Origin of the sequence: Propionivibrio sp., assembly GCF_049316945.1 — a bacterium.
Lineage (GTDB): Bacteria > Pseudomonadota > Gammaproteobacteria > Burkholderiales > Rhodocyclaceae > Propionivibrio.
The window spans coordinates 1-12,930 of the sequence record NZ_JBMOJE010000128.1; the positions used below are offsets into that span (position 1 = coordinate 1).

General features: G+C 57.2%; 14 protein-coding genes. 7 read left to right on the forward strand and 7 right to left on the reverse strand.

Annotated features, from left to right (window positions below):
* Nucleotides 1-65 precede the first annotated feature (65 nt).
* Nucleotides 66-392, forward strand: coding sequence for a hypothetical protein (locus ACOYNV_RS21415; RefSeq protein ID WP_422901841.1), 327 nt, complete (start codon nucleotides 66-68; stop codon nucleotides 390-392).
* Nucleotides 393-591: 199 nt separating this feature from the next.
* Entirely contained in the window at nucleotides 592-1,053 is a 462-nt protein-coding gene (locus tag ACOYNV_RS21420; RefSeq protein ID WP_422901842.1) for a PaaI family thioesterase, read from the forward strand.
* On the opposite strand, the gene ACOYNV_RS21425 is transcribed toward ACOYNV_RS21420, so the two are convergent.
* The 4 genes from ACOYNV_RS21425 to petA all read right to left on the reverse strand — a co-directional run bounded on the left by ACOYNV_RS21425 (nucleotide 1,026) and on the right by petA (nucleotide 5,425).
* Nucleotides 1,026-1,748, reverse strand: a complete 723-nt coding sequence (locus ACOYNV_RS21425) for an ABC transporter ATP-binding protein (RefSeq protein ID WP_422901843.1) — start codon at nucleotides 1,746-1,748, stop codon at nucleotides 1,026-1,028. The genes ACOYNV_RS21420 and ACOYNV_RS21425 overlap by 28 nt on opposite strands.
* The gene (locus ACOYNV_RS21430) at nucleotides 1,741-2,958 is read right to left on the reverse strand and encodes an ABC transporter permease (protein WP_422901844.1); all 1,218 of its coding nucleotides are present in this window, start codon (nucleotides 2,956-2,958) and stop codon (nucleotides 1,741-1,743) included. The genes ACOYNV_RS21425 and ACOYNV_RS21430 overlap by 8 nt, the downstream gene beginning before the upstream one ends.
* Before the next feature lie 145 nt (nucleotides 2,959-3,103).
* Nucleotides 3,104-4,336: an efflux RND transporter periplasmic adaptor subunit gene (locus ACOYNV_RS21435; RefSeq protein ID WP_422901845.1), complete on the reverse strand. Its 1,233-nt coding sequence runs from the start codon at nucleotides 4,334-4,336 to the stop codon at nucleotides 3,104-3,106.
* Nucleotides 4,337-4,900: 564 nt separating this feature from the next.
* A complete protein-coding gene (gene petA, locus ACOYNV_RS21440) occupies nucleotides 4,901-5,425 on the reverse strand; it encodes a ubiquinol-cytochrome c reductase iron-sulfur subunit (protein ID WP_422901846.1) in 525 nt (174 codons plus the stop codon).
* Here petA and ACOYNV_RS21445 point away from each other — a divergent pair.
* The gene (locus ACOYNV_RS21445) at nucleotides 5,409-5,663 is read left to right on the forward strand and encodes a hypothetical protein (RefSeq protein ID WP_422901847.1); all 255 of its coding nucleotides are present in this window, start codon (nucleotides 5,409-5,411) and stop codon (nucleotides 5,661-5,663) included. The two genes, petA and ACOYNV_RS21445, sit on opposite strands and share 17 nt — an antisense overlap.
* Here ACOYNV_RS21445 and ACOYNV_RS21450 read toward each other — a convergent pair.
* The 3 genes from ACOYNV_RS21450 to ACOYNV_RS21460 form a co-directional block, all read right to left on the reverse strand.
* Complete coding sequence (locus ACOYNV_RS21450) at nucleotides 5,636-6,154, reverse strand: NifB/NifX family molybdenum-iron cluster-binding protein (protein ID WP_422901848.1); 519 nt, start codon at nucleotides 6,152-6,154, stop codon at nucleotides 5,636-5,638. The genes ACOYNV_RS21445 and ACOYNV_RS21450 overlap by 28 nt on opposite strands.
* Nucleotides 6,151-6,498: a DUF134 domain-containing protein gene (locus ACOYNV_RS21455; protein ID WP_422901849.1), complete on the reverse strand. Its 348-nt coding sequence runs from the start codon at nucleotides 6,496-6,498 to the stop codon at nucleotides 6,151-6,153. The genes ACOYNV_RS21450 and ACOYNV_RS21455 overlap by 4 nt, the downstream gene beginning before the upstream one ends.
* Nucleotides 6,499-6,884: 386 nt before the next feature.
* Nucleotides 6,885-8,876 carry an SDR family oxidoreductase gene (locus tag ACOYNV_RS21460; protein WP_422901850.1) on the reverse strand — a complete coding sequence of 664 codons (1,992 nt, stop codon included), beginning with the start codon at nucleotides 8,874-8,876 and terminating at the stop codon, nucleotides 6,885-6,887.
* A 119-nt stretch (nucleotides 8,877-8,995) separates the two neighbouring features.
* Between ACOYNV_RS21460 and ACOYNV_RS21465 the strand changes: the two genes are divergently transcribed.
* The 4 genes from ACOYNV_RS21465 to ACOYNV_RS21480 all read left to right on the forward strand — a co-directional run bounded on the left by ACOYNV_RS21465 (nucleotide 8,996) and on the right by ACOYNV_RS21480 (nucleotide 12,914).
* A complete protein-coding gene (locus tag ACOYNV_RS21465) occupies nucleotides 8,996-9,589 on the forward strand; it encodes a phasin family protein (RefSeq protein ID WP_422901851.1) in 594 nt (197 codons plus the stop codon).
* 116 nt (nucleotides 9,590-9,705) lie between these two features.
* Complete coding sequence (locus tag ACOYNV_RS21470) at nucleotides 9,706-10,920, forward strand: patatin-like phospholipase family protein (protein WP_422901852.1); 1,215 nt, start codon at nucleotides 9,706-9,708, stop codon at nucleotides 10,918-10,920.
* A gap of 99 nt (nucleotides 10,921-11,019) precedes the next feature.
* Nucleotides 11,020-12,489 (forward strand): WS/DGAT/MGAT family O-acyltransferase, encoded by a 1,470-nt coding sequence (locus ACOYNV_RS21475; protein ID WP_422901853.1) that lies wholly within the window; start codon nucleotides 11,020-11,022, stop codon nucleotides 12,487-12,489.
* Nucleotides 12,490-12,632: 143 nt separating this feature from the next.
* Nucleotides 12,633-12,914: a hypothetical protein gene (locus ACOYNV_RS21480; protein WP_422901854.1), complete on the forward strand. Its 282-nt coding sequence runs from the start codon at nucleotides 12,633-12,635 to the stop codon at nucleotides 12,912-12,914.
* The last annotated feature ends 16 nt before the right edge of the window (nucleotides 12,915-12,930 follow it).

The following is a 12,930-nucleotide window of genomic DNA, read 5'->3' on the forward strand; positions in this document are numbered from 1 at the left end:
TGGTGTGAAAAGTGCCAAACCAATTGGGTCCTAACAGAAGAAATCTGAAGTTGCAGAATCATGGCTTGAGCATGGTTACAGGCTGCGGTCATGGCGGGGTGTTGACCCTGCTTGATTACGCCCGCCAGACCTTCACCGGAGGCGAACGTATCCATGCGACCTATGGCGGGCTGCACCTTTCACCCCTGGAAGATTGGGACAACCAGCGCGACCAGATCGTCAACGCTCTGGGTCGTTATGGAATTACTAAAATGGCATGCAATCACTGCACCGGGCGCATGGCCGTCGAAAAAATGCTGGAAAGTGGCTTGCCAGTACAACGGGGAACAGCCCGGAACGGCTCACAGACAGATTTGTTCCTTGGCAACGGAGACGCACTGGAACTGGGATGAAAGTGCCCAACATCACACCTCGCGGCCCCCTCTTCCACCCTGGTACCCCGCAATCTGTTGATGGTCTGGGTATGGTGAATGATCGTTGGCTGAAAACAAAGGATTTATGTCAATTTCAACAGTGGTCTGTTATTGGCAGGCTTAGTAGTATGGTGTTTTAAATCACACTGGTCTTGCGCCAGTCAGGAGCCTGTCTCACATGAAAGCCTTTCAGGAATACTACCCGGAAAACCTTGCCCACTGCTACGGCTGCGGCTGCCAGAACGAACACGGGCATCAAATAAAGACCTATTGGGACGGCGAAGAGACCGTTACACGTTACCTTCCGGAATCATTTTATACGGCCATTCCGGGGTACGTTTACGGGGGGCTGCTGGCATCACTGATCGACTGTCACAGCACGGGGACGGCCGCGGCAGCGATGTATCGTGCCGAGGGGCGCGAGATGGATACTCTGCCTGCTTTCCGGTTTGTCACCGGATCGTTGCAGGTCAGTTACCTTAAAGCGACGCCCATCGGCAAAGAAATCGAAATCCGCGGACGCGTGCGTGAAATAAAAGGCCGCAAGGTGATTGTCGACTCAACGGTATTCGTCGATGGCGTTGCTACGGCTCGCGGCGAGGTTGTATCCATTCAGATGCCCGAGAATTTTGGCGCCTGAGTGTCGGAAACGATGCTCCCGTCCACCAACTCGATGATCCTATCGCAGCGTGCCGCCAATCGCGCATCATGGGTGACGATCAGGAAGGTTGTCTGGTCGCTGGCGCTGACCTCGCGCATCAGGGCAAAGACGCTGTCGGCCGACTTGGTGTCGAGATTGCCCGTCGGCTCATCGGCGAGTACCAGTGACGGACGCATGGTCAGCGCGCGGGCAATGGCGACGCGCTGCTGCTGGCCTCCGGACATCTGGTTGGCCTTGTTGTTGCGCTGAGGGCTCAGTCCAACCTGTTCGAGCAGCATTGTAGCCCGCTCGCGCATCTCGTCATCTGGCCGGCCGCGCTCGACGAGCAGCGGCATCATCACGTTTTCCAGCGCGGTGAAGGCCGGGATCAGGTGGTGATGCTGGAAAACGAAGCCGATACGGCGTCCACGCAGGCGGGTGAGTGCGCTGTCGTCGAGGCGGCCAGTGGCCTCGCCGTCGATCAGAAGCTGGCCCTGGCTGGGCCGGTCGAGTAAGCCAATCAGGTTGAGCAGCGTGCTTTTGCCGGAGCCGGAGGGGCCGATCAGCGCGGCGAATTCACCGCGCTGCAACTGCAGACTGATGCCGTGCAGAACCTCGACTTCCACTGCCGAACCGGTGCCATAGGATTTGTGGATGTTATCCAGTTGTAGAACCGGGATTAAGGACTCAGCCACGGATGGCTTCCACCGGGTCGAGGCGTGCGGCGCGGCGGGCCGGAATCAGTGCCGCCAGAATGCCGACCAGGCTGGCGCCGGCGGCGGCGATGGCGAACAATTCGGGTTCGACGGTGATCATGAACATCGGCGTCCCATCAGGATTGACCGCCAGTGCCCGCCAGAGTGCCAGAAACAACCAGGCCAGCGCCGAGCCGATCAGCGAACCGAGCAGCCCGACAATGCCGCCCTGAAGCAGGAAAATACGCAGCATCTGGCCCCTGGTTGCACCCATCGCGCGCAGAATGCCGATCTCTTTTGAGCGCTGGACGACCGATACCACCAGCACGCTGGCAATGCCGAATGCAACCGACAGGCCGACGAAGAAACGGATGACATTGCTGGAAATCCGTTGCGAGGTCAGCGCCGAAAAGAACTGGGCGTTGGTCTTTATCCAGCTATCGACCTGCAGGCCGGTTTCGCCGGCGATTTTCAAGGCGACGGCTTCGGCGGCATAAATATCATGCAGGCTCAGGTCGATGCTCGACACGCCGCCCACCAGGTCGAGCAGCGTCTGCGCGCTGCGCAGACCGACATAAACGTTACGCCCATTGACGCCCTTGTTGCCGAGGTCGAAGAGGCCGGTGATGGTCAGCGTGTCGTTGATGTCATTTCCGGTGTTGATGCGCACCTTGTCGCCGACCCCCGCACCGAGATCCTTGGCCAGTTCGATGCCCAGCACCGCCTCGCCGGAATTCAGGCGCAGTTGGCCGGAAACGATTTTTTCGTCGAGGGCGATGATCTGGATGTAGTGCTCGGGCTCGATGCCGATCAGCGTCACCGATTTGTTGGCATCGCCGCGTACCGCGAAGGCCGGGCCGGAGGCCACGGGGGAAACCGCAGCAATTTCGGGCATTCGCACCAGGCGGTTGCGAACCTGCTGCCACTGGTCGATCGAGCGTAGCCGCTGCGCCTGTTTCTGGAGCAGCGGGCCGAACGCTGAATCGCGCAATTGGCGGGCCACTTCCTCCTGCGGCAGAACAACGATGTGCGATTGTGAACTCAAGGTGCGCCGGATCAGATTGGACTGCAGGCCGGAAAGCAGCGCCGACATGAAAACGATGACCGATACACCGACGCCGACGCCGACAATGATCAGCAGACTCTGCGCCCGCCCTTCACGCAGGAAACGGGTCGCGGCGATCCACTCGAAGGGCAGCCAGGGATGCATGCAGGGATCGTTACCGTAAAAGTCGCGGGAGCGACTCTCGAACCTCCCCTCGCCCTCTGGGAGAGGGGTCGGGGGTGAGGGAAACGGCCATGGCTTTCATAAATTGTGGGCGCCTTGCAAAGCCATGTCCGTTAGCCGAATGTTCTCAGCCGGCAACGGCGCGAACGCGGTTGCCTTCGCGAACCGATAAAGCACTCGCCGGTATGAGTTGTTCGCCGGCATCGATCCCCTTGAGGATTTCCACCTTGCCATCACTGCGCACGCCGAGCAAGACATCCTGGCGTTGGGCGCGGCCGTCGCGGACAACGAAAACCCAGGGCTTCGCACTGCCGGCATCGCGTATGGCCTCGCCCGCAACAACCACCGCGTCGGCGCGCCGGGCGGTTTCGATATCGATGGAGATGGTCATTTCCTGGCGCAGAAAGTCAGGCGGTTCGGGCACCCGCAAGCGAATTTCGACCGAGCCACGCAACGGGTCGACAGCCGGGCTGATGAAGTTGATTTCAGCGGGAAAACGATCGCCGGGATAGGCATCGGCCGAGGCCAGCGCTTTCTGGCCAAGGCTGAGCAGCCGGAGATTTTTTTCGTCGATCTGGGCGATCAGTTCGGTATCGCCGGCCGGGGAAATGGTCATCAGCACCTTGCCCGGCTGTGCCGTGTCGCCGGGTTCGACGCTGCGGGTCAGCACGGTGCCGCTGACCGGCGCGGCGATTGTGGCGTAGGCCAGGCGAGTTTGCGCCAACTCCAGACCCGCGCGGGACTGCACGACGGCCACTTGCGCCAGGCGGAAATCGCTGCCGCCAGCCTGGTTGCTGCGCGCCTGCAACTGTGCGGCTTGCCATTGGCTTTCGGTGAAGTCCAGATTGCGTTGTGCATCGTCAAGCTGGGTTTTGCTGTAGAAACCGCGAGCGACCAGCTCGCGGCTACGCTCGAAATGTTGCCTGGCCTGGACTCTGTTGGCTTCCGCCTGGCGCTGTGATTGCAGCGCCAGTGGCAGCGCAAGCTGTTTCATTTGTGCCAGACGAGTCTCGCTCTGGGCAAGGGCCGCGCTGGATTGGGCAACACCGGCACTCAACTCGGCCGGGTCGAGCTGGATCAGCAATTGTCCGGCATCAACCTTATGTCCCTCGCGCACCGGAATCTGTGTCACCCGGCCGGTAATCTGGCTGGTCAACTCCACGCGTTGCGGTGAGCGAACCTTGCCGCTGGCGACAACGGATTGAGTCAATTCACCTTGAGTCGCTGTTAATACGACGAGCTTTTCGCCGAGCAGGCGAGGGATGCCGACTAGCGCAATCAAAGCGATGATGACAAAGGCAGCCAGGGTGAGGCGGGGCCGGGAGGCGAATAGGCTGGGTAGTTTCAGGTGAAATGGCATGCGGTTTATGGTGATATCCACAAGGAGCAGAAAATTATTATAAGCAGCGACTGATGTTAACGGGTCGGGAGCATGATGGCAACGTATAGCTAAACGCTAATATAACGACTGCCTGCGCATTCGCCTTTGGTCTTGGCTGCTACTTTGTTCCGAGCAGCCCTTCTAGCCATGGGTCTGCTGCTTGCGGCCCTGCTGCCAACCAGCGGGATGTTTATTTCGTGGATCGGTTGGTGTCATCGCTGGAAGCCGCTCTGATCGGTGATCTGCAAGCAATATTGGCTGACAGCCAATCAATACGCCATTGTGCGGGCATGCACCCTGTAGAACGCCAATGCATGCGGTGTGCAGCCATGATGTAAAAAATCACAGGGGATAGTTTGGGTATTTTCCGGCGTGTTCGGTGATAGTTTTCCGATTCTGACTGGTGACGGCGATTTGTATGAGGTTTCCTTGGAGTCGATTAAAGGAGCCGTACGGATGGCTGGCCGCATCGCGGCGAACAGCACCGGGACGTCGCAACTTGGTCTCCATGCAATACCCGACTATTGCATCACTTGTATGGCCTTACGCTGCGCCATTCTTGTCGCTGCCAATGATCAGGTGGCCTTCGGTCAGGTAAGTGTGCGGGGGGATTTCCAGGTTGGTCGGAGCTGGCTTGTTCTTGAATACGCGGCCGGCAAAATCGAAGGTCGACCCGTGGCAGGGGCAGAGGAAGCCGCCGGGCCAATCCTTGCCCAGCGTCGGGTCGCCGACGTTGAAAGCCTTCGATGGCGAGCAACCGAGGTGAGTACAGATGCCGATCGCGACAAAATATTCCGGCTTCTGCGAACGATGTTCGTTGGTCGCATAGTCCGGCTGTTGCAGTACGGCGGAGGTTGGATCGGCCAGCTCCGGTTCGGTTTTTTTCAGGGTCGCCAGCATTTCCGGTGTGCGGTGCAGAATCCATACCGGCTTGCCGCGCCATTCGACAACCATCATTTCGCCCGGTGCGAGCTTGTCGATATCCACTTCTACCGGAGCGCCTGCCGCCTTGGCTCGCTCGGAAGGCAGCAAGCTGCTGATGAAAGGGGTGATGGCAGTCAGCGCCATAGCACCGCCTAATCCTGCAGTCGCTATCAGCCACTGGCGGCGGGCAGGGCTGTCGGTGACGGCGAATGATTCAGCTTGGCAGGTGCAGTTTTTCATCGTGATTTCCTCGGTAAGCGGGACAGCCTGGAGCATTGCTCATGGATTTATTTTTGATACGTTGCCGGTCGTCAATTCGGAGAAATTTGGCTACGAATCAAGCGGCATTCCTGTTCAGGCCTGGCTGGCACATCCGCCCTGATGGCGATGGCCTTGTCCGCCACAACCGCCGTGCTCATGGCCCTCGCCGTGACAGCATTCATGCTCGGCTTTGTCGTGGCCATGGCCACCGCCACCGCAGCATTCGTGATCCGGATTTTCGTGGCCATGGCCGCCACAGCCCTTGTCATCTGCCTTGTGTTGATGGCCGCCGCAACCTTGCCCGCGTGCCACGGCGACGGCTTCAAGCTCGCCTCGTTCGAACTGGGCAATGGCTTCAGTTACGCCGGTAGCCGTAGTGCCATAGACATCAATGCCGCGGTCGATCAGGTTGCGCAAGGTCATGCGGTTGATGCTGCCGCAGAGTACGGCGTCAATTGGGGTGTTTTCCTGACCGCTGTCTTCGTGTACCGGAATCAAGGTGTGCAGGCGGCTCTCGGTATCAAAGATGACGAAATATTTCGCCTGCGGGAAGTGCGGCTCGAAGGTCGATTCAAGGCCGTTTGCTTCACTGCTGGGGATACAGAGTTTCATGGGGTTTCCTCTTTTGGTAAGGGTGGTTGAATTTCATTCGTTGCGGCAAGGCGCTCGATGCTTTCGCCGGCAGTGGCGATGCGCAGTGCCATCCCGCCAAGAAGCGCGGTGGCTACTTTCTTGTGTGCGCGAGCAATGATGTTGCCGAAGGTCTGGCGGGAAACGCCCATTCTGGCGGCGGCATCGGCCTGGTAGAGGTCTTCGATGTCGGCCAGCCGCAAGGCTTCTACCTCGTCGAGTTCCAGTTCGATTTCTTCCAGATAGCGCATGGGAATGCCTTGCGGCTTGAAGTAGACCGCCGTCACGTCACAGGCCACCTTGCGGCATATCATCGGTCTAGCCATTACAACTCCTGATCAATTTTCGTGGCAAGTTGTAATGTGGCATATGCCAGTAATAAAAGCCAGCCCTCTCTTTTTTTTGGCGAGTATTTTCCCCAGTGCTCACCTGTGCGTGAAGCTGTGCTGGTTAGTGGGTCAGGTTGCGGCGTAGTGGGCCAGGCCAAAGAGATAATGACCTAGTAGTCAGTCACCGTGAAACTGATGGATAGCCGTCATTCCGGCGAAGGCCGGAATCTGAGCAAAGGAAATGCAGAGCCAGTGGTGCACTACTGGATTCCGGGTCAAGCCCGGAATGACGGGAATCAATCGGTTAGCGGTAGAGCAAATTCACCCTGGATAATGGTCAAGCCGATGGTTTGGCAAGCGAAGAGTCGTATTGACTAACGCGCTCAGAAATACATGCCTCGCATCATCTGGGCAAAGGCGATCTGATCTGCCGATGGGGGTTGCGGCTCAACAGGTTCTTTGCTCTTCCTGGCGGCACTTGAGTCGGGGAACATGCGGAAGCTGGTGTTCATGATGATTTGCGCCACCTTGGGCATCAGTGAATGCAGCAGGGCGCCAAAGATGCCCATCCGGGTGGCTATGCGCACGGGCTTGTGAACGATGGCCTCGACCACGAGGTCGGCGGCTTCTTCCGGGGTGAGTGTCGGCACCTGCTCATAGAGCTTGGTCGGCGAGATCATCGGGGTTTTTACGAGCGGCATGTTGATCGTCGTGAACTCGATGTGCCGGTCGGCAAACTCTGAAGCCGCACAACGCGTCCAGGCATCCATGGCGGCCTTGGAGGCAACATAAGCCGAGAAACGCGGTGCATTGGTCAGCACACCGATCGATGAAATGTTGACCACATGCCCTTTTTTCTTCTTCAACATTCCGGGAAGCAAGCCCATGGTCAGGCGAAGCGCACCAAAGTAATTGAGCTCCATGGTGCGTTCGAAGTCGTGGAAACGATCAAACGAGTTTTCTATGCCGCGACGGATGGAACGTCCGGCATTGTTGACCAGAATATCGACGCCGCCCTGCTGCTCGTTGATGATCTTGACGAAAGCGTCGCATTGTTCTTTCGAGGCGAGGTCGACAACGTGGGTGATCAACTTCAGTCCGGCCGCTTCGAATTCAAGGCGTGTTTCTTCCAGTTGTTCGGCGTCGCGCGCAATGGTCACGGCGATGGCGCCGGCCTCGGCAATCTTGCGGATGGTGGCTTTTCCGATGCCCGACGAGCCGCCGGTGACCAGCACAACCTTGCCTTCAACCTGGCCGCGCAAGGTTAGATCAATGAACAGATCCGGATCAAGGTGGCGTTCCCAGTAGTCCCACAGGCGCCAGGCATAGGTGTCGAGTGGCGGCACGGCAATGTCGGTGCCTTTGAGTGCGCGCTGGGTTTCGCGGCAATCAAAACGGGTCGGGTAATTGACGAACTCGAAAATGCTGTCGGGGAGGCCGAGATCCTTCATCACCGCGTTGCGGATACGGCGAATCGGCGTCAGTGCAAACAGCGCCTTGCGTATGTGGCGTGGAATGAAACCAAAGATCGCGGCATTGATGCGCATGGTCATTTGCGGTGCGTGGGCAGCGCGGGCAAAGCTGTTGAGCAGGTCGCCGACACGCATCGGACTCGGGTCGGTCAGATGGAAGCACTTGCCGTCCTCATTCTTCAAGTGTGCGATGTGGTCCATCGCGGCTACGACGAAATCGACCGGAACGACATTGATACGCCCGCCTTCGATACCGATGGTCGGCATCCAGCTCGGCAGCAGCTTGCGCATCTTCTGGATCAGCTTGAAAAAGTAGTACGGGCCGTCGATCTTGTCCATCTCGCCCGTGCGCGAGTCGCCGACGACAATGCCGGGACGGAAGATGCGCCAAGGGACCTTGCACTCTTTGCGCACAATGGCTTCGGAATCATGTTTGGTGCGGAAGTAGGGGTTTTCGAGGTTTTCGGCTTCCTCGAACATGTCCTCGCGGAAAAGCCCATCAAACAGCCCCGCCGAGGCAATCGAGCTGACCAGGTGAAAATGCTTTACCGCAATGGCTTCGGCCAGGCAGACCGTGTTGCGTGTTCCGTCGACGTTGGCATGTTGTTGATCCTCCGCGCTGGCCTTGAGGTCATAAATCGCGGCGAGGTGAAAGAAGTGCGTGATCTTGCCCTTCATCTGGCGAATTTCCGTCCTGGATACACCAAGATTAGGCTGGGTGAGATCGCCGACGATGGGGATAGCGCGGGTTTCGTCGACACCCCAGGACCCACGGAATTCACTGATGCGTGGCAGTTCAACACTGCGTACGAGGAAATAAACCACGCTGCCGGGTCGTGCGAGGAGTTTGGCAACGAGCCGTTTGCCGATAAATCCGGTGGCACCGGTCACAAAATAGTTCATCAACTTCTCCTCGGTTGCGTGCGTTCATAGCATTGATTTTAGAATGTTATGCCTAGCCTATTAGTATGCCCCCTCTATTTATTGTCTCTACAATGGCATTAAGGGGCAAGGAATAATACTTGCCGACCTTTCTTATGGCTTACGTAAAGGAGATCGAAATGGGCAAGAAACTAAAAGCACTGGCAGGTGGTTTGACCGAAAACCAACTTGCTCTCACGGTTAAAGATTCAGCACAACAAATCTGGCTGGCAGGGCTTGGCGCTTTTGCCAAGGCGCAGGAAGAGGGCGGCAAGGTGTTTGATGCGCTGGTTCGTGAAGGTGAGGCCATTCAGGCACGGACGCGCAAGATGACTGATGAGAAGATTGCTGTCGTGGCCGGAAAAGCCGCCGGAACGTGGGATCGGCTTGAGCAGGTGTTTGAAGACCGCGTCGCACGTTCGCTTGGCAGTCTCGGTGTGCCGAGCAAAAAGGATATAGACAAACTTTCCAAGCGCGTTGTCGAGTTGACGGCGGTTGTCCAGGGGTTGGCGGAAGCCAAGGCGGTGTCGAAGCCTGTAGCCAAACCGGCAGTCAAGGCCGTTGCGAAACCCGCTGCCAAGCCGGTAGCTAAGCCGGTAGCTAAACCTGCGGTCAAGAAGCCCGTTGCCAAGCCGGTTGTGGCGGCTGTCACGCCGGCGGATGTACTGAAGAATATTGCGGGTGCAAGTAACTAGTAGTCAGTCACTGTGAATCTGATGGGTAGCCGTCATTCCGGGTCAAGCCCGGAATGACGGTAAATAAAGAGGTTAGCGAGAGAAGAGATTTACCCTGTCATTGCGGGAGAGGATAGATGGCCGCCGGAGCATTACGTTCGAAGGTCGGTTTGGCGCTAGCTGGCGGTGGCCCGGTCGGCGGGATCTATGAGGTTGGTGCTATGGCTGCACTCTCTGAAGCGCTTGAGGGGGCGGATTTCAATGAGTTTGATTATTACGTGGGGGTCAGTTCGGGTGGTTTTATCGCCGCCGCCTTGGTCAATGGTTTAAGGCCGGAAACCTTGGCTCGCATGTTGGTTGAGAACGACACTGATGAGGTATTCGATGCGGAGATGCTTTTGCGCCCTGCTTTTGGCGAGTACTTTAAGCGTGTGCTCTCATTGCCTCCCCTGTTTTGGTCATCTTTCCGGCATTATCTTTCCGATCCATGGCATCTCGGTCTGTTCGAGTCATTTCAGCGTCTGAGTTACGCGCTTCCCGCGGGTGTTTTTGATAATGCCGGTATTGATGAGTTGCTGCGAAAATTGTTTTCGACCGCAGGGCGAAGCAATGATTTTCGTCAACTAAAGCACAAGCTCTTTCTTGTTGCGACCGATCTTGACTCGGGCGAGTCTGTGGCTTTTGGCGGGGCCGGCCACGATGATGTGCCGATCTCACTGGCCGTCCAGGCCAGCGCCGCTTTGCCCGGATTGTTTCCACCAGTAAAGATTGGTGGTCATTATTTCGTCGATGGCGCCTTGATCAAGACGCTGCACGCTTCTGTAGCCTTGCGTGAGGGGGCCGATCTGGTGATTTGCATCAACCCGCTGGTGCCTTTCGATTCCGAACTGGCGGCCAGGCACCTGCATCGGGATCATGGTGTGCGCACACCGGTGCATCTGGTGGATGGAGGTCTGCCGGTCGTTTTGTCGCAAACCTTCCGTGCCATCATCCACTCCCGCATGCGAACCGGAATGGATCGTTACCGGCATGACTACGAAGGTTCGGATGTCGTGCTGTTTGAGCCGGCGCGAGACGATGCGGATATGTTTTTTACCAATGTTTTCAGCTACCGCAGTCGTATCCGCTTGTGCGAGCATGCCTACCAGCGCACGCGCACCGATCTCTACCGGCGTCGCCACGAACTCAAACCGATCTTCGCGCGCCATGGTATTCACCTTGATATTTCAATCCTTCGTGATCACAGCCGTTCGCTGCTGTCCGATAAGTGCTGCCCGGATCTTGTTTCGACCGCAGCGGCACTTGAATCTTCGCTGAATGATCTCGAATGCTGGCTGGCCGCCAACGCATGATTTCTTGCGTCGCAGCACTTTCTGCTTGCCATTTTGATTGGATAGGTTGCGCCTGAGCTTGCTATCATGCGAGCAGGTCTTTTGTTCGGAGTACCTGCGATGACATCCCGGGAACGTATCGCCAGCGTTGATACGGCATGGTTGCGCATGGATCGGCCAGCCAATTTGATGCAGATCATTGGCGTGATGATTTTTGAGGGACGCCTGGATCCGGAGCGCTTCAAGCGTACCGTCAGCAAGCGGATGCTGTTGCGTTATCCACGTTTCCGTCAAATCGCCGAACAGAATTCTGATGGAGCCTGGTGGGTCGACGACGAGAACTTCGACATCGACGCGCACATTCGGCAGTCGCTTCTTCCATCCCCCTGCGGCAAGCTTGAACTGGAAAAGTTTGTCGCCAAGATGGCCAGCGAGCCACTCAACCCTTCTCGGCCACGCTGGGAATATCAACTCGTTGAAACTGCCGATGGTAACTCTGCCGTAGTCGTTCGCATCCATCACGCCATTGCTGACGGTATCGCGCTCGTCGGTGTGCTCAATTCATTGACGGATGACAAACCCGATGCTCCAGAACAAGGCGGGCTGGAACTGCCTTCAGGCAGTGATCCTGGAGCCGAAAAAGAGAGCGAAGCGGAAAACTTCTTCTGGACCAGCATTGCCGAGCCGGTTACCGACCTGCTACTCGCTTCGATCCATGTTGGCGGCAAGCTGTGGGGGCAATACCAGGGACTGCGTAACGATCCGGGTACACTCCTTGACTATGCCAGCGTTGCTGGCGCGATTGCCGCTGAGGTTGGCAAACTGGCGATGATGCCCAACGATAGTACGACACGCTTCAAGGGCAAGCCTGGCACCGTCAAGCGCGTGGCGTGGTCCGAACCGATTCCTCTGCCTCAGGTCAAGGCTGTTGGCCGGGTTCTTGGCTGTTCGGTCAACGACATGCTGCTTTCCGCAGTGGCTGGTGCATTACGTGGCTATCTGGTGGGCAAAGGCGATGCCGTGGACGGAGTCGAGATTCGTGCCCTGGTGCCGGTGAATCTGAGGGCGGCTGACAGCGAAGAAAGCCTGGGTAACCGTTTCGGCCTGGTTGCTCTCGAATTGCCGGTGGGTATCGAGAATCCGCTGGCTCGCTTGTATGCCACACGTGAGCGGATGGAGGCGCTCAAGGGCTCCTATCAGGCATCGGTGACTTACAGCATTCTCAGCCTGGCCGGGATGGCGCCCGGCTTTCTGCAGCAGCAGGTACTCGACCTGCTGGCCAGCAAAGCCACTGCGGTGATGACTAATGTTCCGGGGCCGCAGCAGGCGCGCTATATGGCCGGGGTCAAACTCAAGCAGCAGATGTTCTGGGTTCCGCAATCGGGCAGTATCGGCATCGGTGTCAGCATCCTCTCCTACGATGGCCAGGTTCAGTTCGGGTTGATTACCGACAAAAACATGGTTGACGATCCCGAGGCTATCGCCGAACGCTTTGCCCTTGAATTTGAAAAACTGCTCTGGCTGGTGCTGATGGAGCCCTGGGCGCGTCTTGCCGATCCGGCGGCTGTTGAAAAAGCGCTACTGGAATAAGGCTGTTCGGGTTGATATAAATTTCCTTGCCTTTTCAAGGTTTTTATCGGGATTGCTAAAGTATTACCTTTGGAATACGTTATATCTGGTTGTGAACGAGTATTGGAGCTTCAATGCACGACGGATAGTCAAAGGACAACACCGTGAAAAATCAAAACGAAGAGCCTGAAGTTGTCGTAGAGGCGCCAGCCGTTGAATCGAAACTTACGCTTGTCGTCATCCTGGCCATGTTGCTAGGGATTCTCCTGGCGGTGGTTGCTGTTGGCGCGTTTCTTTATTATCAAAAGAGCAAGGATCTGCAAGCCGAAGTGGTTGCGGTCAGAGAAGCGCTAAAGGAAAAAGGCATTGCACTTGACGAGATGAAATCCCAGATCGAATTTCTCTCCAAGCGTGTCCTTCCGGCAAGAGTGCATGATTTTTCTTAACCAGCTTGCTATCGTC